This is a genomic window from Rhizobium sp. M1, assembly GCF_002531805.1.
Classification (GTDB): Bacteria; Pseudomonadota; Alphaproteobacteria; order Rhizobiales; family Rhizobiaceae; genus Rhizobium; species Rhizobium etli_C.
The window spans coordinates 68,010-88,656 of the sequence record NZ_NWSW01000009.1; the positions used below are offsets into that span (position 1 = coordinate 68,010).

Annotated in this window: 19 protein-coding genes; 2 read left to right on the forward strand and 17 right to left on the reverse strand. The window is 60.7% G+C overall.

Annotation, left to right across the window (positions count from 1 at the left end):
- Positions 1-7: 7 nt before the first annotated feature.
- The gene (locus tag CO655_RS10345; protein WP_097664594.1) at positions 8-433 is read left to right on the forward strand and encodes a DUF6484 domain-containing protein; all 426 of its coding nucleotides are present in this window, start codon (positions 8-10) and stop codon (positions 431-433) included.
- Positions 433-783, forward strand: a complete 351-nt coding sequence (locus CO655_RS10350) for a hypothetical protein (RefSeq protein WP_097664595.1) — start codon at positions 433-435, stop codon at positions 781-783. Before CO655_RS10345 ends, CO655_RS10350 begins: the two co-directional genes overlap by 1 nt.
- On the opposite strand, the gene CO655_RS10355 is transcribed toward CO655_RS10350, so the two are convergent.
- The 17 genes from CO655_RS10355 to tssA are packed head-to-tail and all read right to left on the reverse strand — an operon-like array spanning position 774 to position 20,641.
- Positions 774-1,703 (reverse strand): hypothetical protein, encoded by a 930-nt coding sequence (locus CO655_RS10355; protein WP_097664596.1) that lies wholly within the window; start codon positions 1,701-1,703, stop codon positions 774-776. The two genes, CO655_RS10350 and CO655_RS10355, sit on opposite strands and share 10 nt — an antisense overlap.
- Positions 1,700-2,686: a DUF4150 domain-containing protein gene (locus CO655_RS10360; protein WP_097664597.1), complete on the reverse strand. Its 987-nt coding sequence runs from the start codon at positions 2,684-2,686 to the stop codon at positions 1,700-1,702. The genes CO655_RS10355 and CO655_RS10360 overlap by 4 nt, the downstream gene beginning before the upstream one ends.
- The gene (locus CO655_RS10365; protein WP_097664598.1) at positions 2,686-3,729 is read right to left on the reverse strand and encodes a 3-oxoacyl-ACP synthase; all 1,044 of its coding nucleotides are present in this window, start codon (positions 3,727-3,729) and stop codon (positions 2,686-2,688) included. Before CO655_RS10365 ends, CO655_RS10360 begins: the two co-directional genes overlap by 1 nt.
- Positions 3,726-4,838, reverse strand: coding sequence for a DUF2169 domain-containing protein (locus CO655_RS10370; RefSeq protein WP_097607459.1), 1,113 nt, complete (start codon positions 4,836-4,838; stop codon positions 3,726-3,728). The genes CO655_RS10365 and CO655_RS10370 overlap by 4 nt, the downstream gene beginning before the upstream one ends.
- The gene (gene tagF, locus CO655_RS10375) at positions 4,838-5,383 is read right to left on the reverse strand and encodes a type VI secretion system-associated protein TagF (RefSeq protein ID WP_097664599.1); all 546 of its coding nucleotides are present in this window, start codon (positions 5,381-5,383) and stop codon (positions 4,838-4,840) included. Before tagF ends, CO655_RS10370 begins: the two co-directional genes overlap by 1 nt.
- Positions 5,365-8,895 (reverse strand): type VI secretion system membrane subunit TssM, encoded by a 3,531-nt coding sequence (gene tssM, locus CO655_RS10380; RefSeq protein ID WP_097664600.1) that lies wholly within the window; start codon positions 8,893-8,895, stop codon positions 5,365-5,367. The genes tagF and tssM overlap by 19 nt, the downstream gene beginning before the upstream one ends.
- A gap of 1 nt (position 8,896) precedes the next feature.
- Positions 8,897-10,222 carry a type IVB secretion system protein IcmH/DotU gene (icmH, locus tag CO655_RS10385; protein ID WP_097664601.1) on the reverse strand — a complete coding sequence of 442 codons (1,326 nt, stop codon included), beginning with the start codon at positions 10,220-10,222 and terminating at the stop codon, positions 8,897-8,899.
- 4 nt (positions 10,223-10,226) lie between these two features.
- A complete protein-coding gene (gene tssK, locus CO655_RS10390; RefSeq protein WP_097664602.1) occupies positions 10,227-11,561 on the reverse strand; it encodes a type VI secretion system baseplate subunit TssK in 1,335 nt (444 codons plus the stop codon).
- A gap of 17 nt (positions 11,562-11,578) precedes the next feature.
- Positions 11,579-12,040, reverse strand: a complete 462-nt coding sequence (gene tssJ / locus CO655_RS10395; RefSeq protein WP_097581222.1) for a type VI secretion system lipoprotein TssJ — start codon at positions 12,038-12,040, stop codon at positions 11,579-11,581.
- On the reverse strand, positions 12,040-13,314 hold the full coding sequence (gene tagH / locus CO655_RS10400) for a type VI secretion system-associated FHA domain protein TagH (protein WP_097664603.1): 1,275 nt from the start codon (positions 13,312-13,314) through the stop codon (positions 12,040-12,042). The genes tssJ and tagH overlap by 1 nt, the downstream gene beginning before the upstream one ends.
- A complete protein-coding gene (gene tssG / locus CO655_RS10405; protein ID WP_097607465.1) occupies positions 13,305-14,375 on the reverse strand; it encodes a type VI secretion system baseplate subunit TssG in 1,071 nt (356 codons plus the stop codon). The genes tagH and tssG overlap by 10 nt, the downstream gene beginning before the upstream one ends.
- Positions 14,339-16,213, reverse strand: a complete 1,875-nt coding sequence (gene tssF / locus CO655_RS10410) for a type VI secretion system baseplate subunit TssF (RefSeq protein ID WP_097607466.1) — start codon at positions 16,211-16,213, stop codon at positions 14,339-14,341. The genes tssG and tssF overlap by 37 nt, the downstream gene beginning before the upstream one ends.
- A 1-nt stretch (position 16,214) precedes the next feature.
- Entirely contained in the window at positions 16,215-16,976 is a 762-nt protein-coding gene (tssE, locus tag CO655_RS10415) for a type VI secretion system baseplate subunit TssE (RefSeq protein WP_097607467.1), read from the reverse strand.
- Positions 16,963-17,412: a type VI secretion system tube protein TssD gene (gene tssD, locus CO655_RS10420; RefSeq protein WP_097664604.1), complete on the reverse strand. Its 450-nt coding sequence runs from the start codon at positions 17,410-17,412 to the stop codon at positions 16,963-16,965. The genes tssE and tssD overlap by 14 nt, the downstream gene beginning before the upstream one ends.
- A gap of 20 nt (positions 17,413-17,432) precedes the next feature.
- On the reverse strand, positions 17,433-18,941 hold the full coding sequence (gene tssC, locus CO655_RS10425; protein WP_097664605.1) for a type VI secretion system contractile sheath large subunit: 1,509 nt from the start codon (positions 18,939-18,941) through the stop codon (positions 17,433-17,435).
- 3 nt (positions 18,942-18,944) lie between these two features.
- Positions 18,945-19,481, reverse strand: a complete 537-nt coding sequence (tssB, locus tag CO655_RS10430) for a type VI secretion system contractile sheath small subunit (RefSeq protein WP_097607469.1) — start codon at positions 19,479-19,481, stop codon at positions 18,945-18,947.
- Positions 19,478-20,641: a type VI secretion system protein TssA gene (tssA, locus tag CO655_RS10435; RefSeq protein WP_097664606.1), complete on the reverse strand. Its 1,164-nt coding sequence runs from the start codon at positions 20,639-20,641 to the stop codon at positions 19,478-19,480. Before tssA ends, tssB begins: the two co-directional genes overlap by 4 nt.
- Positions 20,642-20,647 lie beyond the last annotated feature (6 nt).

A 20,647-nucleotide genomic window follows, 5' to 3' on the forward strand; every position in this document is an offset into this window, starting at 1 on the left:
GGGTCATATGTCCGACATTCTGGAGCGGATTGAAGGAGTGGTCATCGGGCTGTTGCTGGGTTTCGATGCAGGCGTGCCACTGGTCGTCTTTCCCGGCAACCCCGAGGAGACAGCGCTCCGTGCGAAAAGCTTGGCAGAGCTCACGTCTGCCATGGTCGGGGCTGAGGTAGCGTTGCTCTTCGAGGGTGGGGACCCGTCTCGGCCGCTAATCGTAGGGCGCATCGTCGATCCGGCGCGCGGGGCGCCGGCGCCGAATGTTGTTCGTGACGGCGAGCGTGTGCAGATCACAGCCGGAGAGCGGATCGAACTTCGTTGCGGTAAGGCGACGATCATCATGGAAAGGGATGGGCACATTACCATTCGGGGCACGTATGTGACGAGCCACGCAAGTGCAGCCAATCGCATTCGCGGCGGATCGGTGAACCTCAACTGATGGCAGCCGCGCCCGTTCTTCGCGAAATCGTCCGCCAGCACGCTGAAATGGCTGCGTTCTTATGGACCGTCTACGATTATCACCTCCTTCATCCGGACGAAAATCCTGACATGGATGAGGAGCGGCTCGCTCGCCTGGTCGAGCGACTTGAGGCCCATCTCGATGGGCTACGAGTGGCAGGGGAAACAGGGCAGGAAATCGCCAAGGAGCGATATGCGGAGTTTCCCGAGGCAGGCGAGCTGTTTGTGGTGCGGATGCTGAGCGCCAGACGATCGATCCCTGTGAAAGAGCTGGACCTGGACAAGGTCAGGGAATATTTGACCGCCAACGGCGCAAGCGCTCAGAGATAGCGCGTGTTCATGTCGATGACCTGAATATACAGCTGTCCGTCGTAGCCAAACTCGAACCCCGACCAGGAATTTCCGTCAAACAGGAAGATCTCTTTCCACCCGGTGACGACGAGCAAATCGGGCGACGGCTGCATCGCATAGGCAAAGCCCAACGCCCGGAACTCTTTCAGGACGTGATTGTCCTGGACGAAAACCCCGAAGTCATTGTCGCCCCAAAACCGCGCGCCCTTGAAGTCACATATCGACATGAAATCACTATCGGGCGCCTTAATCTCTTTCAACACATTGTTTCGGTACTCAAAGCAGAAGCCGTCTTCGCAGCCGATGCTGATCGTCGCGTTGGGCGAGACATGGATCGCTTCGATTGAGCGGTTGAAATCGAGCGGGACCTGCCGCCAACGGTCCCCTTGCAGATGGAGGAGAGTGCCATTATTGCCCGCCACATAAAGGAGCTCGGCCGACGGGCCATGCATCGCCCGCAGGAATGACGATATCAAGGGTTGGATCGGCTGCCACGAAATGCCGTCAAAACGACACACGCAGCCGTCCTCGCCGTAGGTGAAGAGCGCCCCGTCGGGCAGGCGAAACAGCTTGTGAAAGAAGGGTTCCGGCGCCCGTGCGGTGCTGTGCGAACCGCCACGCAGGAAATGGGTCAGGCCGCCGACTTCCAGAAGCACATGATCATCCTGCGAACTGCTGATGTGCGACAACATCTGGTTTTCCAGCTGCAAGAGCACGTGAAACCGGGCGCTACGTCCTGTAAAATCCACCAACAGCAGATAGGAACGCCCGCGCTCCCTGTATTCATCGCTCAGTTCAATCGAAACACCAAAAAGCGTGCCGCCAAGATGAAAGCCACGCATCACCTCCAGGTAGACGTCTTGTGCGGGGACGCCATCTATCGTCTTGCGCCCGGTCATGCCACTGTCCTGTGACGCATCGTTCGCATCTCATTAAGCTCCTCCATTGATTTCTTGGGAGGCGGAGGACCGACGACGCTCTGAATGTAAGCCATAAATACCATAGTCAGACATTTCGCGACCTTCTCTTGCGTGGCAGGGCTGGAATTCTTGCACTCCTTGTGTTGTTCGGAGATTGACTTCGTTCCCTTGGCGACAGCTCCGCGTAGCTTAGGCGACCTGCCTGTCTGTGCCTCCAGTTTTGCGTTGTAGTCGTTGACCGCCTTTGTCTTCGTGTCATGGGGAGTGTCCTTGCGGCTCCCTTTGCCGGTTTCCTGGAACCCACCGCCCTTCTTGTGCTTCATCGAACGGATGCAGACACATGGGGCCGTGTGCACACTGTAATCCTTCCACTGATCGTACGAGGTATTATGAGCTCGATCGGGCTGGAAGTATTCGTTTCCGACATAGTGTTCCGATTGATATCCCTGCGGACATTTCTTCTTGTTATGCGGATGCAGACGTAAGTTCATCTTCTGCAGGAGTTTGCCGCACGTTATTCCTCCGACATTTGCCGAGAGCACATGAACCCAAGGTGGCGTGCCGGCCTGTGGCGATGCGTGGTCATTGGTCGCCATATCGCTGAAGCGAATGACCGGCTCGCCATCGAATTTGACGTCATTCGACCAAGAGTGGAAATACTCCTTGCCGATATTTTTGGACGTGATGAGGTTTTTCTTTGGTGCGCAGCCGGCTTCGGTGCCGGTTGTCTTCGACAGATAGGATTTGTTCTTGATGTTGACCGTCTGCCCCCCGATCTTGACCGTGCTCGTGCCCTTGTCGGTGTCGCTCGACGTACCGAAGCTCGGATAGGGAACGGGGACACCCGGTGGCGTCGCGGGCGTCTGAGGCGGAGTGAAACAGGTGTCGGGGAATGCGGCGATAGTCTTTCCATCGGTGTCCTTGCCCGAAATCTCCAATCCGTTCGCAAAGACATTTCCCATCACGGCACCCTGGATAAGAAGATCGCAGCACCGCAAGCACCATTGTCGCTGGATGCCTCGACGAGAACGGGGCTGCCGCCCGAATAGCCCTTGGCGGCTGCGGTCATCGCCATTCCGACCATGATCGGCACGACCGCGGCTCCCACATTGCCGAGCGATTCGGCGGGAGACCGGATATCCTGAAAGTCGTGGGCCCCGCGAACCAGCCGGATCGACGCAAGGGCTGATTGTCTGAACCAATATTGCTCGCCGATGAGATCTGCGATCCTGTAGCCAAGACCCGCCATTTCGATCCCGCATTCAGCCAAGGCCTCCCTGTAAGCCGCCGTCATGCCATCGCCACGCAATGGGAGATGCATCCCGTCTTCATCGAGCCCGTTGTAGATGAAAGCCTGTTCTCGACTGAGCCCCAGCCCAGCGAGTCGGAAATTGCCCTGTCCCGCCCGGCCGCAGAGGATCGCGCCGGCGGCTTCGCCCGGAATGAAACCATTGGCGTTGTCTGGCGTCAGCAGCCGGTTCTCGGCCAGATAGTGCGTGACCGTTCCGGCTGTGAGATAGCTGTCCACGCCAGCGATGACGACGTGTTCCGTGTCCGGATCGGCCAACAATCGCGCTGCTGTTCGCAAGGCGGCATGTCCTGCCGGCCTTCCTTCGCTGATCACGCGCGTGGAGTGGGTGGCCGAATTTCCAAGGAGATCGCCAATTCGGCGTACAAGCTGCAAGCTGTCTTCGATCGGAGAACCGGGACGACCTTCCTCGGGAATGCAAAGTACCAGCTGGGTGGCCATTGCACGGGCGGTGGACAAGGCATCCAAACTTTCTCGAATCGCAGCTGCGACCAGGTAGGCCATACGCTGCTCGCCCACAACTTCGTGGATCAACGGGATCGGAGCGCCGATGATCGGCTCATCCGGGCCCGACTGAAATCGGGTTTCCTGAAATCCATCAATGCGCGAGCGTATGGCAGCGCAGGCCGACGGCGCATCGAGACCAACGGCGGTTACCATCCCGCAGGCGAGGACATCAAGCGCGCGGGTCGTCATGCGCCCACCTCGTCATCAGCGATCATTTCCGTCTGCGTTGCCACGTCCCGGATATATTGCTTGCCTTCTTCCCGAGCCCTTCTCATCGTCGCAGTCGGAGGACCGACCCAGGCCTCCCCGAATTCGGTGATGACTTTTCGTATCCGCACCTCTGCTCGCCAGACCATTGATAGGCGCCTGCTCTCAATATCGAACAGCAGCGTGTCGGGTCGGATGGTCTTGTCGAGCACTATCTCGTCATCGCGAAAAATCGTCATTGGCAGTGCCGTATCGGGCAGCAAAAACCAGGTCTTTCCCTCGGGAGTAAGGTTGATGAGTATCACCTGCTCACCACCTTTGGGGTGAGATATCTGCTGATCGGATGGCGCCATCTGAAAATAGCGCTCATCGAAATCGGGAGGCAGGAACGGGAAGATGTTGTCGATCCAATTCTGGTCATAGGTCCCCGCGAACTCGATCCTGCCGGGACAACCTCGACCATAGGGGCCGAAACTCATCGGCCGATAGTCGCCGAACGGCGAGCGGATCTCTTCGTTGACAGCCTGCGTGTTCGGCAGCCTCAGGCCAGGAATAAAGCGCTGATTGCTCGTGCGCGCCCAACCGGTGCCGTAGGGGTTTTGCTTGTAACTTGCGGGCGTTTGTTCACCGGGATCGAGCCGGTCGATGCCACCCCAGGCCGTGTCGTATGAGAAGGGCTGACGCAGGAAGAGTTCAGCATCCGTCGCGACGAAGGTCGGGCCTCGAGCACGCCATTCGCGTTGACCGAGGACTTCGAAAACCTTTGACCAGTTTCCAATCTTGATTCCGACCGTGACGCGGTCGGCTGGACGGCCCTGCGGAGCGTAGGCGCATCCATTGGCGATGACGTCGCAGAACGCTTTGCGGAACGCGAAGTCGGATTCCCAAAGAGTTGCCGAATAACCCGGTTCGCCAGTGTAGGTGTCGGCCATGACCAGCGGGACTTGCTCGGGCGATTTCTGCGCGACGCCGCCCGCGACATCGGGAAAGTCGAAGGTTCCCTTGACGACGACGACAATGTATTCCCGACCCTGCTTGTCCATGCCCATCGTGAATTCGGTCGGGTAACCGGTCTGGTTCCAGATCCTCATCAGACATGGCTCTCGTCTTCGGGGAAAAACTGCCCAAGCGCGGCATCGGGCATGGCAGCGTCGATCGCGGTTACCTCACGCTCCCATGTCCAGAAAACCATGCCGCGAACCGGGCCATCGCACGCCTTGGACGCTGGGTAAGGCAGTGCCGCAAGGACGCTGGCCAACGCGTCGCCGTCCATTCTATCGTCTCTTGCTGACGTCCCTGTCGCTTCCAGCTGACCGAACCAGTCTGCGGCAACGCTTGCAATCTCAATGGCGGCAAGTGGGGGCGCTGCGGCGATGGTCAGCGGAAACCGCCTGCCGGCACGATCAGCGCTTGCCAGGATCACGCCAGTCATCGCGCCGAATGTCTCCCCGCCGAGCAGAAATCGCAGGACCGGAGCGTCTTCCATCGACCCTTGCGAAAATCGGTGAACCAGATGCTGGCTGATCCACCGATCCCACCGCCCGACGAAGGAGGCCGGCAGGCGGCGAGTGACGAAATCGCCCATCGCCGGCAGCTTTCCGAAGAATCCAGGCAGGATCAAAGCTGCGTCGGGCACGAGAACCTCCCAAACATCTTCAAGTCGAAGGGATTGGCGACACTTGCCGCGCGGAGCTCGAAATCGGCGTAGTAGCCCTGGGCGGCAAGGCGGAGCTTGAAGAGCTCGGCAAGATTGGTCCCGCTCAGCCGACCGGCGCGCAGCATCCGCAGAAACGCCCAGCTTCCAGTCTCGCTGACCATCACTTCCGGCGAACCGTCGAGGGGCTGAAAGGCGAGGGTGATCACACCGGTGCCATCCTTGCCGGGCCAGGTCATTGGCTGCGGGCGCGTCGGGTTGTTGAAGTAGGAGAGACTCTGACCGTCGACATTCAAGGTCACGCGGCTGACTGTCGGCGAAAGATCTTTGGGCTCGAGCGTGAAGGTCAGGATTGGCCCAGCGCCTCCCGGGAAGAGGCTGTCGCGGATCAGCCGCGCCTGTTCCAGCGCCGCCAGAGGGCGGGGATCGAGCTTGATGTCGGAGCGCCATTTCCAGGGGTGGCTGGTCGTGTCGATGTAGTTGACCAGATTATTATTGATAAAACTGTCGATCAGCCCGCCGGGACCGAAGACGCGCTGAAAATCGACGACATTGACATCGATTGCGCTGTCGGGGACGAACGGATAGCGGTTGGTAAGCGCTGCCTGGCAGAAGGGAAGCACGTCGGCACGCCAGATGGCATTGAGCTCTGAAGTGACCGCCCCTGTTGCCAGCGCGCTCGTATTCCCGGCCAATCCGGCCAGCCAGTCGTCTAGCGGATCGGGAAGGGTCACGGCTTGTTTTGCCACTGCACCGGTCAGTTCCGCCAGTCCGCCCTGTCTTTTCATTGCGTCCTGCGCATCCGGGCTTGCCGACACGGTTTGAAGCATGTTCGACAGCGCGGTCAAGGCTGCGACTGCATCATTGAGTGCGGGAGGCTGGCCATCGACCTCGACAATGGCCGCCCTGATGGGTTTGAAATGCTCGGCGACCAGCGCGCCCGAAAGATCTACATCCGACTTGGAGCCGGCTGCAGGCATCATCTTCACGCCCTTGGCGGCAAGTTTGCCGATCTTGCCAAGCTTGGACAAAAGCTTGGATGCTCCTGGCGGAGGAGCCTGGCCGCCGCCGCCGTCATCGGCACGGGTCAGTTCCGTCTCGCGCACGATTGCGGTCAGCAGACGCTTCATTGAGGAATCGGCGCTGGAGAGATCCTTGAGGTTTTCGCTGGCGGTCTGCAGGTCGGCCAGTGGTGCAAGCCTGATGTCACGCATGAAGCTGTCCCACTTGGCGATATAGTCGTCATAGTAAAGCTTGAGGATATCTTGCGAGAGGACGGCGACCGACGGGCTGGCGCTCTCGGAACATCCGCCGGCAAAAACCGAGCGGTCCAGCGCGGCCTGCGTTGCGACGTCTTCGAGCCGGGTTAGGATCACGTTATGGAATCCGTCATAGGTGAAGGCACCGCTGATGCCGACTCTCAGCGTCTTGTCGGAGCGCCGTGCCAGAACCTTCAGGCCATTCGGGCCGACATGATCTGCCGGGATCCATTCCTTCAGCGCCGTGACCTCCGGATCGGAGAGCAGTGCGCTATAGGCGCGCAGCGGCAGCGGGATCGAGCAGATCGTGCGGAGCGCTTCGCCCACCAGCGCTTCGTCAGGAGCGACGAAAGCCTGTTCCGTTGCCATATTGTCGATCGCCGCAAGCTGATGATCCGCTGCCATCTCGGTCTTGAAAGGTGGCACGGGGGCCGATTCAGGTAATTTCTCCGTCCACCATTGCTTGGCGAAGTCCGGGTCCATCGGCGACAGGCCGGTCATCATGCGATAGGTTTTCAGCGCGCCCAACTGGAACTCGGGGTCGCGGATCTGCCGCCACATCGTCGCCTCGAGCAGCGCGACCATGCGAGGTTCCAATATATTGCGCAGGGTGCGGTTATAGGCGTCCGACTGCGCCTGGCGAATTTCGGTTTCAGCGGAAGGACCTATCACGGCAGCTATTCCGCCTGGCTGGTCGGTCCGTGCATTCGCCACTTCCGTGGCGGCTTCGAGCGCCAAATCAAGGTCGAGTGGATCCACCGGCGCCTGGCGTGCTGCAACCGGCGTCAGGGGAAGCTGCAGGGCCTCGAGCTGTTCGGCCTGCGCCGCGAGGGCGGCATCGTTCTTCCGATAGGATATCGTGAACAACAGACCGGCAATGACCACGAACGCTGTTGCTGCTAAGGCGGCGCCACGCCATATCCAGATGCGCCGATCCTCTGCAGCCGGATCGAAGGTGCCGAGGCCCGCCTCCTTGAAAATGACCTTCGTCAGCAGGTCTTTGAGGAAGAAGCTGCGCTTTTCGGCCCGCAACATTGGTGCAACGGGTTGGGCAGGCAGGCCGAAGGATGAGGCCAATGCTGCCGTCAGCCGGTCGATTGCCGTACCTTCCTGGGTGGCGGAGGTCAGATAGATACCTCGCAACCAGGCGCTTTCCGCATATTTGCTTTCGCCGAAGACGGTCTCGATCAGCACACGAACCGGTTCTGAAAGGCTTTCGACCTGGGCTGGGAAACGAAATATTTCCGCCCGGGCGGTCAGGTTCTCCTCGCCTTCGAGACGCGGAATGAGACGTCGTTCGAGCACGCCGGCCAAGGCCGAGAATTCCTCGGTGACTTCGATGCCCTCGATGCGGGCGCGTGGCGGGAAGGTCACTCCCCACACTTGTTCACGATCGGCCGTCGAGAGCGCCCCGAAGAAGCTTTCGAAGCCCTTGATCAGGTCCGCTTTCGTCAGCATGAGATAGACTGGCAAGCGGATCCCGATGCGTTCCTGAAGCTCGGTCAAGCGTTTGCGGATCTGCCTTCCATGCATCCGGATCGCCGCATCGTCTTCCGAGAGCGTGTCTATGCCGAGCGCCACGATGACGCCATTTAACGCACGACGGCCCCTGTGCTTTTTCAAGAGATCGAGGAAGCCCAGCCATTCCGCTGCATCGACCTCCGGCTGGCTCTCCTGCTGAACGTAGCGACCGGCGGTATCGATCAGCACCGCCTCCTCGGTGAAGAACCAATCGCAGTTGCGCGTGCCGCCGACGCCATGAAGGTCGTCGGTGAGATCGATTGGAAAACTCAATCCGGATTGCCGGAGGGCTGTCGTCTTGCCCGTCGCAGGCGGGCCGATAATGACATACCAAGGCATCTCGCGGAGAAACTTTCGGCCGCCGACCTTCTGGCGTTTGAGATCCGCCATGACCTCCCGGAATTTCGCTCCGACGGCGGCAACGCCCTCTTCAGCTGGACTTGGCGGAGCCTCGGGCTGCGGGGCAATCTCGGAAACGAAGAGACGGTTGGCGCGCACCGCACGCCGCCGCGCCGCAACCCACCAGATGATGAACACGAGGAACAAAAGGCCGATGATGACCAGTCGCACGATCTCGGAAGCAAACGGCGCACTGTCTCCGACGCTGACGATAGGACCGAATATCCAGACGATGAGGGACAGCAAAATGAGCCCGATGAAGGTCCAGAGCCAGCGAGAGGTGAGAACAGCCCAGAGGAACCGGAAGATCGCCATCTCAGAGCCTCTTTTGAATAAGGATTTCGATGCGGCGGTTGGCGGCCCGACCCTCGCGGCTGTCGTTTGCGGCAAGCGGCTGTGTCGCCGCGCGTCCTTGCGATTTCAGCTGCCCTGTCGGCACGCCGGAGGCGGCCAGCAATGAGGCAATCGTCGCAGCGCGGGCTTCGGAAAGGCGCTGGTTGTTGGACAGCGGATTGCTCGCTTGCAGCGGGACATTGTCGGTGTGCCCGGTTATGGTAATACCGCCGATCAGCTCCGCATTCTGCTTGAGAACCGCTGCAATGGAAGCAACGAGGGGTTCAAAGCCCTTCGTCAATTCGGGTCTGGCAGACTGGAAAAGCTCCGGTGTGCTTGACTGCAAAAGAAGCGTGACCGAAGAGGCGTTTTCATTTCCCTTCAGGGCCGGCAGCAGGGAAGCGGGCGCTGCGGCGCGAAATTCCGGCAGCAATTGGAAAATAACGGGCTCTACGGGTGGTGCGTTCGGCGGTGGTGTCCGCTTCTCGGGGCGATATATTTCCGCCCGCTCGGGCGGCGGCAGTGCCCGCACCAGCGTTGCGAGCTCCTCAGCCTTGGTATCGAGCCGCATCGACAACAACATGTAAATTGCCGTCGACAGCGCTGCCGCAACGACGGCAAGGACCCAGATCGGCACGGCAAAACGGGATGGCTCGTCAGCCGCCGCAACGCCCTCCCATCTGGGCGAGAGCGGGGCAGCTTCAGCATCGGCGTCACGCAGGAAACGAGCCGCGGCGGCGCGAACGGCGCTGATCGAGCGGTCGCCAGCACGGCCGGGCACACGGTACTTGCCGCGAAAACCAAGCGCCAGGCAGAAATAATAAAGCTCGAGTAATTCCTGATCACGACCGGGATGGCGCTCCAATTCTTCCAACCGGGCAAAAAATTGCGCTCCGGCATCGACATCGCCACGGAGCATGACGACCAGCGGCTGGCGCGGCCACGCGCTTGCTCCACCCCAGGGCGTGTTCAGCGCAAGGTCGTCGAGAAGCGAGGCGACAGCCCAGGCAGCCGAGTCCGCCCGCGCAAGGGCCGAACCCGACGCCACCGCAGCGTCTCGCGCTGAAACGAGCTCTTCCATCAGTCTCGTTCGCAGCACTTCTGGATTGCTCGGTGGCAACGCACTTTCGAGTTCCGGTGCAAATTCGAGCAACTTTGCAAAGGCACTGATCAGTCTGTTTGGATGAGACCGCGCCCTTCTTGCCAGGATTCCGCCAGCAGGAAGCTGTCTTGCGCTCGCCGGGGGCGGGGGGCGGATGCGTGTACGACCCTTATCGCCTGAAAGACCGAATGGATCCTCACTTGCCATGGCGCTACCTGTTAACCGAATAGCAGTCGACTTGCGGTTCGCTGGGCAAAACGCCGGACACGCCGATTACGAAGCCGGGCGAACGCAGAAGGGATTCCCAATGTTCGCTGCGCTGATCGAGTTCAAGGCAGAGACGGTCACCGTCATAGGGGATCTCGCGAGGCTGCGAATGAAGCGGCTTTAGACGGATGCCCGGCAGTCGTGACTTCCACAGGGCCTCGAATTCGTCGGCAGCACCCACCGTCACCTGATCGACGAAGATTTTGCGCAGCGCCTCCTCGGACATGTCACATCCGACCCGCACGACAATGCGACTGGCGGTCAGCAATTCGGGATTGTCGACCCGAACCTTCCAGACATTGGTCGCGTGCTTGAGTACGGGAAGTGCCCGCGACTTCGGCTCGACATAACGCAGGCTGAGCAGCAGCGAACGCAATGTGTCTGCGAGTGCCGCAAAGGCAGGTCCCGGCGCCATGTGCTCATAGGTCGGGAGCTCGGTCAGTCGTCGGGAGCCGGAGCCGTAGGTCGCCATTCGCCCCGCAAGCCCACTCAGCTCGAGAAAGAGTTCAGCCGGGTGAAAAACCTCCTGGGGGAGCATATGGGCCAGCCGCGGACGCGCCGTGTTGGCAAGTTCGAGGACCAGCAGATTTTCCACGCTGCGGCCGGCGCCACCAAGAACCATCTTGCCATGTGCTTCGGCGATGCGGTCGAGCCCGGTTATCACCTCCTGCATCAACTGGCCGTAGAAGGCCACGGCGCCGGTCGTCAGGGCTGGTGGCAGAAAGTTTTCCCCCATCGCGACGCTGCCGTCGGCCAGCAGCCCGTCGACCTTCGCAGCCGGCATCGCGGTATAGCCGCCGGTCGCCTGCAGCGGCGACAGGAGCAGGGCTTGAGGGCGGGCGATCTCGATCTCTTCGGGATCGGCGCCACCATTGACGGCGTCACGCACGCGTTCGATCTGTCCCTTATAACGGGCTCCGGTCGGCTCGTTATGAGCGGCATCGAAACAAGCGCCGCCTGGCGGTTCCAGCGGCAGCGCAAGCTGCACCGCCCCCGCACCCATTTCGCGGGTGATGGTCAATGGCACCGGCGCATCCATCGTCTCGGGAATGGAAAAGGGCGTGCCGTCCGGAAAAATGCCGCGCGCCGACAAGACGGCAACGCGGCCTGCTTCAAGCTGTGCGGTATCCAGCGTAAGGGATCTAAAGCCGAAGGTCTGCAACCTCCCCGCCTGCAGCGCGCCGCGTATCAGGGCCTCGGTATACCGGTCTTGCTGCTGAAAATGCTGCGTCCGAAGGAAGAGTCCCTCGGACCAAAGCACCTTATTCGTATCCGTCATGCTGGAACGCCCTCCTTTCAGGCGAGCGCGAGCGCCATGCCGCCGCTACTCAATGCTACATTCGCCGTCACCGTCGATTCCGGCTTGACCGGGACTGCCTGTCGCCAGACACGGCCGCCGGGCGTCCTGAAAAACGCGACCACTCCGAGGAACGTGGCTTCCGGCGGGAACGCCACCGTCTTGGTGGCCGATCCGCCGGGAGAGACGGTCAATTGGTCGGAGCCGAGAAGGTCTGCCCCGAGTGCGGAAGCAGGGTCGGACTGGAGGGCGAAAATATCGGCAGAATTGAACTTCCCGACATCCTTGAGCCTGAGGACGAGCACGGTCACCGGGCGATCCCCGCCATCAGCGGCAAGATTCATCCCCGCCTGTCCTGTCGCCTTTACGGTCACGGTCGAGGATTTTGGCGGACCGCTCATGCAACCGGAAATCAAGCCTGTCGCACCGAGCATCATCAAGAAACCACGTCGGTTAAGCATCATTCATTCTCCCTCTCTTCATAGCCGTCCCGGAAATCGCTGCCGATTTCGCCGAGGAAGCGCGTTGATGCGCTCCTGGCAATTTCGCGATAGCGTTTCTCGTAAAGTTCCCAGAGCTTTGCCCGTCGCCCGCCGGCAAGCAGCGCGTCCCAGGCCGATTGAGACTTCAATTCGCTTTCTAGCGCCGCCGGATCGAAGCGCTCCACCATCCTTGCCAGCGCGGCCTGGACGCCGCGCCAGGTGCGCACGTGATGGTGGGCGAGATCGCGGATGGAGCCGTTGATCGCCGCTTCGGGCGGCAGGAAGCCGACATTGCGTTGCGTGAGGAACGTCGCGATGACGTCGTCGACGGTCGGCATGAATTTGAGAGGGTTGACCTCGGAGGCCCCGACAACAGTTTGTGCGATCCGGGCCTCGCCCTTTTCTTCGGCCCGCTTGCGCAGGAGATGGATCAACCCTTCCAGCATCATCCGGTACTCCCGGCCAAAATTCTCCATTTGGACGACGGGATCGGCAGACGGAAACTCCTCGCCACGGAAGCCCAATCCGCGCAGAAAGGCGTCGCGCAGGTCGGTCTCGATCGGCGCTGTCTTCTGCTGCCTCGGCTCCGTCTGTGGTTCCGGATTGGCTTGCGGCCCGACTTGTGGTGTGGCGAGCTCCGGAGCCGGCTGCTCTGCAGCCGTGCCCGTCGTAAAAAGATCCCAGGCCCGATTGTCCTGCCGCTGGGCCGGTAGCGGGTCGAGGCTGAACGGATCGTCGAACAGGGGCGCGCTTTTTTTCGGCTCCTGTCGGTCGGGATCGGCAAACGGCGCCGCAGCGGGGTGTTCGAACGGGTCAGGCAATCCGGCGGGTCGCCGGGGGGATTCAACCCGCTCGATGCGTTCCGAGAAGAAAGAATCCCCTTCGAAGCCGATCGGCGGCGGCGATGTCGTTTGTTCAGACGGGCGCTCTGCCTGCATGCTTTGCAGCTCGACACGGACGACATAATTGCCGAGCTGCAGCCGGGCGCCGTCATGCAACGGGGCGGAATTTCCCGCTCCAAGTGGTGCGCGCGCCCCGTCTACGAAGAGGCCGCCGCTTGACGTATCCGTCACCTGATATCGACCGTGAACGCAAGCAATGGTGCAATGGGCACGGGAAACATACATGTCCGGATCGTCGATCCGCCAGTCGGCGTCTGCGCTACGACCGATGACGAGCTCGCCCTCGACGAGCCGCATCTGGCGCACGGCCTGGGGCCTGGGGGACTGTTCGAGGGTAAGGATCAAGGCCATGCGGTGGCCTCCGCAATCTCAGGACGAAAACCAACGAGGGTGCGCATGCACAAATCGGCTGCGTCGCCTCGATCCTGTTTCGGAGCGAGCCAAGCGATATGCCCGAGCCGCGCTTGTCCCAGCTTGGCTGCGGGAACCTCGTCTCGTTTGAGCACGAGCCTGACATCCACATCGAGCCCGTTTCCCATCAGATCGCGGATTGCCGTTTGCAAGGTTGCGCGACGCTCGCTGCCAGGCAGAAAGGCTGCGTAATCTCCAAGCGTCAACGGTCCGACGGAAAGTTCGATCCGTTGCTGTCGCTGGAATGTTCTCGGCCCGATCGTGGCGCTTCTGGCAAGCTGTGCGTGGGCGCCGGCAAGGCGGGACTGGATCCTTAGCGGTATGTCCATCCAGACACCGACAAATTCGCGAAGCTTGAAAGGAACCTTGAAATGATCGCCAAGAAACTGCGTGAGCCTCTCAGGCCCGTCGACTTGATGGGCAAGGGCTGCGGCGTGAGCAAGCTTCGTCAGGTCGATCGCGGTCGGCTGACGCTCAGCCCTGCCTCGCAGGCCGATCCCTGCCATGGCCGCCGCCATGGCACGAATGCGACCGCCCTCGGCGCGCTCGATCTGGACGGCCGGGTGCGCATCCGCCCACGCCCGGTAGAAGAGTGCGATCATGCGATGTTGAAGCACATTGACGAAGTCGACGAACGTGGTGTCGCTGACCTCGCGCATGTCGGCACCGGCAAACCATCGCTGCGACAGGCGATCCAGCACCCAGCGCGTCAGATAAAGCGGCATCGGACCTTCGGGACCGAGCAAGCCGATCGTCGCCACCGTTACCCGGGCGGGCGCTGTTTCGGTGGAAGGCTCGAGCCTTGCGATGTCCTGCACGGCAAAACCAAGCCGTATGTGCTGTCCGAGCCGGGCCGGTTCCCGCTGCGGCGGGCCTGCCTGACCGAAGATCATGTCCGTATTCTCGAGCCGCCGCAGGAGCTCAAAAAAGTCGAACTGCTCGGCAGATCCGACGACTTCATTCTTCAGATCAGGAAGCGGTTGCCCGGCGTTATCGGCCATAGCACATCCTCCTGTTTCTGCAGGATCCGCGCTCTTGTGCGCACGAATCCGTTAATCGCCGCGTAGCGTGCAAAGAGCCTCGAGAGCAGCGCCGTAAGCAACAAGCTGCTATGCCCGGCAAGCACCGACTGGTCGACATGGAGCGTGATGTCGCTGCCGCGGGCAAAGCACATCGGCCCAGCGATCGGCAGGCGCTCGATGAGAGGCCGGGCCTCGACTCGCGCAATGGCGCGTACATGGCGCGAGAGGCTTGGATCTCCCCGCTGTGCATAAAGATCGAGCAGGGCGTGAAGAGGGTCGACCCCGCGGCCTTCCTCCGCCAGGCTGAGAAAATTCAGCGACAATTGCGCGATAAAGCGCCAGGCGAGTTCATCGGCTCTTGAGGCTTCGACGGCGCCGGCCGGAAGCGTTGCCGGAATGGCAGGCCAGGGCTGGCGTAGCGCGCCAAGCAATTGCACGGTCTCGACAGGATCGCCGCTTTCGAGCGTAAGGGAGGGCGTGTCGTCCAGTATCGGCAAGTCCCGGTTGGTGCAAAGGGCCGTCACCTCAATTCGCTTGAGCGGTCGCCCCGCTTTCGACTGTGCCGGGCGTGAGAGCGAGATGAAGACGTCGTCTCCGACATAGGATGTGCGGGTTTGTCCCTGACGAAGCTCGTCCTCGCTCGGCCGCCGTGGGCGACGTTCTGTAAAATAGACCCAACCGTTTGTTCGGTTTTGACCGAGACTGAAAAGAGCTGGTATCTCGGCGTCGGAGCCTTCGCCATCGGCGTCTTCCACACGCACCGCGCGATAGATTTCGAAATCGCGCGGCCGCGTTCGATCGGCGTGGAGGACCTGCCGGGTCCGCCGCGGATCGAACTCGATGACGCTGCAGGAGCGCTCGAACAGGTTGATGATCGGCGTTGCGAAAAGCTCCAGATCCTTGGCCGTGAGGCCGGCAAGCTCCGGAACGGGCCGACGAAGCAGGAAAACCAGTTCCAGCCTCTCGCCGCATTGGCGAACGACCGGCCGCATCCCCGTCACACGCGCATAGTGAAACCGCTCGGGGGCGATAAAATATTCGCGCAAAAGGCGGTAGCCCTCAAAGGTTTCGCGCGTGCGAGGCATGAGCGCCTCGTCGTCAGATATGCCGACCATCTCGGGCGCGGGCAGTGGCTTCAGGGGGTTGTCGCGCCCCTCCGGGCGCGCCCCAACGCCAGCGCAGGCGCCAAATAGCGTATCGAAGAGCAATGGCGCCTTGCTCTTCTCACTGAAATAAAAGTCCAGGCGATCGAGCGTCAAGTCGGCGAGCTTGCCCCTGCCGGTTCGATTGATGGTGATGCTCAACCCGGACGCGCCGGCAACCCCGTCAATGGCGCCGATCCCCGCCGCCGCAAGTGCGCTTCGGTCCTGTATGTAGGTCACGGACCTGATTGTAAGCGGCCAGAGCGTCACGTCCTGGACCGTGGTGAAGATGGATCTTGTCGAAATTCCAGGCCTCACGCTGGAAACGAGCCGCGTTCCCCGCTTCAAAAGGTGACCGGCAAACATGGTTTGAACTTGCTGGCCGGGCTTCAGCAAGGCCATGGCCGTTGCCGGTGCCGGCGAGACGAGGTCGGGATAGAAGTTTTCAAGCACGCTGCGGACATAGCGCGTGCTTTCTGCGTCCACCTTCTGGCGGGTGCGGGCTGCCAGAAACGCGACGCCGTCAAGAAGCCGTTCGACAAAGGGGTCCGGACACGGAATGGTATCCAGAGAAAGATTGCGCGCGATCGAGGGGTGCATATGGGCAAACTCGGCGGCAAGCGCGCGAATATGGCTGAGTTCCTCCTCATAATATTCAAGGAAGACCCGATCCATTTCAGGTGTCCTTCAACTCGGTTCTCGCCGAGCCGTTGTCGAGATCGAGAATGGTGCGGATGCGTAACCGTTCTGGCGCGGGCGTTGTCAGGAGAAGCGCGTCAATATCGATCCTGAGGCCAATCGACTTGTCGCCAAGGCTGACGGTCACCTTGGTTGCGCCTTCTTTGAGCCGGGGCTCGAATGCCGCAAGCACTTGTGCGATTTCCTTGGCGAGTTCCTCACGGTCGAAATCACGCGATGAGCGGCCCGAAAATGGCGGCACGCCGTAATTGACTACACTGCGGCGCACCAGCGGAAAATCTTCAAGCGAGGGAGGGTTCTCGCCTACCAGGTCGGCCTCCGCATCGGTCAAAAGGGGCGAGGATTCGAAACGTTGCACATTGAAAAGCGCCTCGATGTCGCGTCGCACCGCTTCACGAAGCACATCGCTCGAAACGACGACGCCGCGACTTTCCAGTTCCAGACGACGACGTTCCAGGGAAAGCAGACGATGGATGTTCTTCTTCTGCTCGAAACTGAGATCCGTCGCCGACTCTATTTGCCCGACGCCGCCGGCCACCATCGCGTCCAGCCGCTCTGCGTCTATCTCGCTTTGCAACATCTGCCGGAGATCTTTGATCTCGGAGCCGAGCCCCGGCAGGTCATTGACGAGGCGATCCCACAAGGATGGCTGGATCGTTTCGCGGGTTGCGCGCTGGTGCCCGCCAAGCGGTCTCAACTCTCTTCCAACTTCTTTTCGCCAGCCGTCACTTGCCGACATAGACATCCATTTCGACCTCGTCCTTGTCGTCGTAGTTGAAGGTGATGTTCTTGTAGGCGAAGCCGACGCGCTCCTCGATGAGATCGGGTTCGTCCTCGCTTGGCTTCATATTGTACTGGGTGACCGAAGCGTCCTTCAGCGTGATGACCAGATAATCGCTGGTCTCGCCTTCGATCGTTCTGCGCGCGGAGAACTTGACCTCGCCGAGAAGCGTGTTGTCGAACAGCGCCTTCTTCAGATAGGGCGAGGATTTGTCATAATGCTTGATGAAATTGATCATGCCCAGACTGACGCGGCCCCGTCGCGAGAGCGAATTGGGATCGTAGGGGGCGACCATTTCAAACTCCACGCCGTGGATTTCGATCTCGTCTTCGTGGCCATCGCGAACGCTCGGTCCGGTGATATCCGGCACCTTGAGAAAACCGTCAATTTTCATGAATAACCTCCCTTGTGAATTCAGGTCTTCGTCGACGGCAGCTCCGATACGAGACGCAGTGACGCATTGATGCCTTCCAACTGATAATGGGGGCGCAGATAAAACCGGGCATTATACCATCCCGGGCGGCCTTCGACGCTGTCGACCTGAACCTCGGCCGCAGCCAGCGGCCGTTTGGCGCGGGCCTTGTCGTCGGCAAAGGCAGGGTTGGCAAGAACGTAGCGATTGATCCACTCCGTCAGCCAGATCTGCATGTCGGACCGCTCCTTGAACGAACCGATCTTGTCGCGGGCGATTGCCTTCAGGTAATGGGCAAAACGCGAAACCGGGAAAAGATAAGGCAGATTTGCGCTCAGGCGTTCATTGGCCTGTGCATCCGGATCGACCAGGCGCCCGGCGCGCGTCTCGTCATCCTGTAGCGAATGCGCACCGATGAAGGCTGCGATGTCTGTGTTCTTGCGATGCAGGATCGGCATGAGCCCAAGCTTGGCAAGCTCTGCCTCGCGGCGATCGTCGATGGCGACCTCCGTCGGGCATTTCATCGCGACGGTACCATCGTCAGTCGGGAAATTGTGGACTGGAAGATTGATGACCGCTCCGCCGTTCTCGACGCCGCGAATTTGCGTGCCCCAGCCAAACAGCTTGTGGCTTCGATTGATATTGACCCCCATCGGGAAGGCGGCATTCATCCATACGTAGCGATGATGATCGCCCTGGACATCCTCCTCGAAGGCGAAGCTCTTTACCGGAATGGTTTCCGCGCCGTAGGGCAGGCGCGCAAGGACCCGGGGCATCGTCAGACCGATGTAACGCGCATCCTCGCTCTCTCGCAGCGACTGCCAGGACGCGTAGGCGGGCGACGAGACAATCTGTTGCAGATCCTGGGGGTTGGGCAGTTCCTGCCAGCTTTCCATGCGAAAGAGTCGCGGGGCGGCGGCTGCAATGAAGGGCGTGTGCGCCGACGCGCAGATGCCGGACATGTTGCGAAGGAGAGCGACGTCCTTCGGGTGGTTGGAGAACTCGTAGGCACCGATCAGGCAGCCGTACGGGCTGCCGCCAAGCATGGAATATTCGTCCGTATAGACTTTCTTGAATATGGGACTTTGGTCCCACATCTGGCCCTCATAGTCTTCGAGCGTGTCGGCCAGGGCTTCTTTTGAAATATTCATGACGCGGATCTTCAGCTTCTGATCCGTCTCGGTATTGTTGACCAGATACCACAAACCGCGCCATGTTCCCTCGAGCTGCAGCACTTCGGGCGCATGGAGAACCTCGTTGACCTGCTCGGTCAGAAGCTTGTCGATGCCGGAGATCAGGGATTTGATCGACTTGATCGCATTCGAGGAAATTGTCGTCGACTGCGAGCGCGCGCGCGCTGCAAGCGCGAGATTCTGCACCAGGGTTTGCAGCTTGTCGCTGTCATCCTTCTTGACCTTGAAGTCCTTTTCAAGAAGGTCGCTGAATTCCTGAAGATCGACGCCTTCGGCTTCCTTGACGTCGACAGCGGCGGTTCTTTCCTGTTCGGCCATGTTTCAGCCCTCCGACTTGCTGCCATCATCAATCGCCTGGTCGGCGATTTTTGCCAAAAGGGGCTCGTTGTTCAAAAGCTGGGCGATACGCTTTTCGGCGTCGACGCGGCCATCCATGAAGCCCAGCAATTCCTCAAGCTGGCGGCGCATCTTCAACAGTTCGGCGAGCTGCGGAACCTGTTCGGCGATCCGGTCCGGCGCGAAGTCACCCATGCTCGTAAAGGTCAGGTCGACGGCAAGTTCCTCGTCACGCTCTTCGCCGGGCGGTTGGGGAAGCGTGTTCTTGATCCGCGCCTTGACCCGCGGGCTCAGTGCCTCCATGAAGCGACCGAACCGGTTAGCGTCGGTTTCGACAAAGGTCCGGTCCCGCACGGATTTGAGTGCCTCTGGCGTTTGGGACGCACCGGCAAGATCTGCCATCACCCCCATCACGAAAGGCAGTTCGATCGTGGTCGGGCTGCCATATGTTTCCACTTCATAGGCGATCTGGACGCGAGGCGCCCTGTTGCGTTCGATTACCTTCGCCTTAGTTTCGCTCATTGGTGGTCACCTTTTGTCCCAGGGGCAGGTTTCTTGCTTTCCGAAACGCCGGCCAGAAGCCGGAATTCTTTCAGCCCGGAAGGAGCGAGGTCCTCCATGAGCTCGAGAAAATCCATTGGCACCATTCGCTTGATCCTGCGGGCCAGATGGGGAATGGGGCTTGATGGCTCCGTACGGTCGTAAAAGGCGATGATGAGGTCGATGCAGCGCGTGACTTCGTCTCGCGAGCTCAGGCGGGAGGGGAAGACTGTTGCCGGCTGGTTCGGGGCCCGGTCTGGCGCAGCGCTGGTGGCAGCCGACGCAGGTTCGTCGCCGGCGGTGTCCTCTTTCTGACTCTCCTGTTGCGCATTAAGCTTGGTACGCTCCAGGGTCGCCGCCACGCGCTGCAGAAACCGGCTCAGATCCGGCAGGGTAACGCGCAAGTCGCCGCCGATTTGCAGGTTGAGCGACTGTTCGGCCGCCTCCAGAGCTGCGACGGCAGTCCTTGCATCGGCGGCCAGCGCCGCGGCTTCATCAGCGGCCTGTTCGGCAAATGCCGCGCAACCGAACCGCACGCGATTGACCAATTGCTCATGTTCGCTGACGAGCGAGGCCTTCTCGGCCGCACTCAAACCCGGCGCCGCTTCGTTCAGAACGGTGCGGCTGTCGACCGCCCCCTGCTCCAGATCGCGTCCCGTCACCGGGCCAGCGCCACGAGGCGCAAAGAACGTCATTTTGCGCAGATCGCCGAGCAGACCATCCTTGTCATTTTGAAGCTGGATCAGTGCGTTGATGCGGCGAAGAGCGGCTTCGCGTGGAGGCAGGCCGTCGCGAAGCTCCGGGTGCATTGTCTGCCAGTGCATGTCGAAGGTTTGGCCGATCAGGTTCAATCCGTTGGCGAGGCCGGCCAGTCCTCGCTCATTCGCAAGGGCACGCGTTACAATCACGAGCAGCCTGAGATCGCGCCCGTGCGCTCGCAGCTCCTCTGATTTGCGAAGCACGGTCGACCAGTCGACCGGCACTTCCGTTCGTGCGACGGGGTTGTTGCGCTCGTCGCGGCTGATTTCGATCTGGGGCTGTACGAGGCGTTCGAGCTCGTGGAATCGTCCGTCGTTCCGTAGGCTTTCGCCGGACGGGTTGTCACCGTTTATCGGATTCAACCAGAGCGCAGAGTCGAACAACAGATC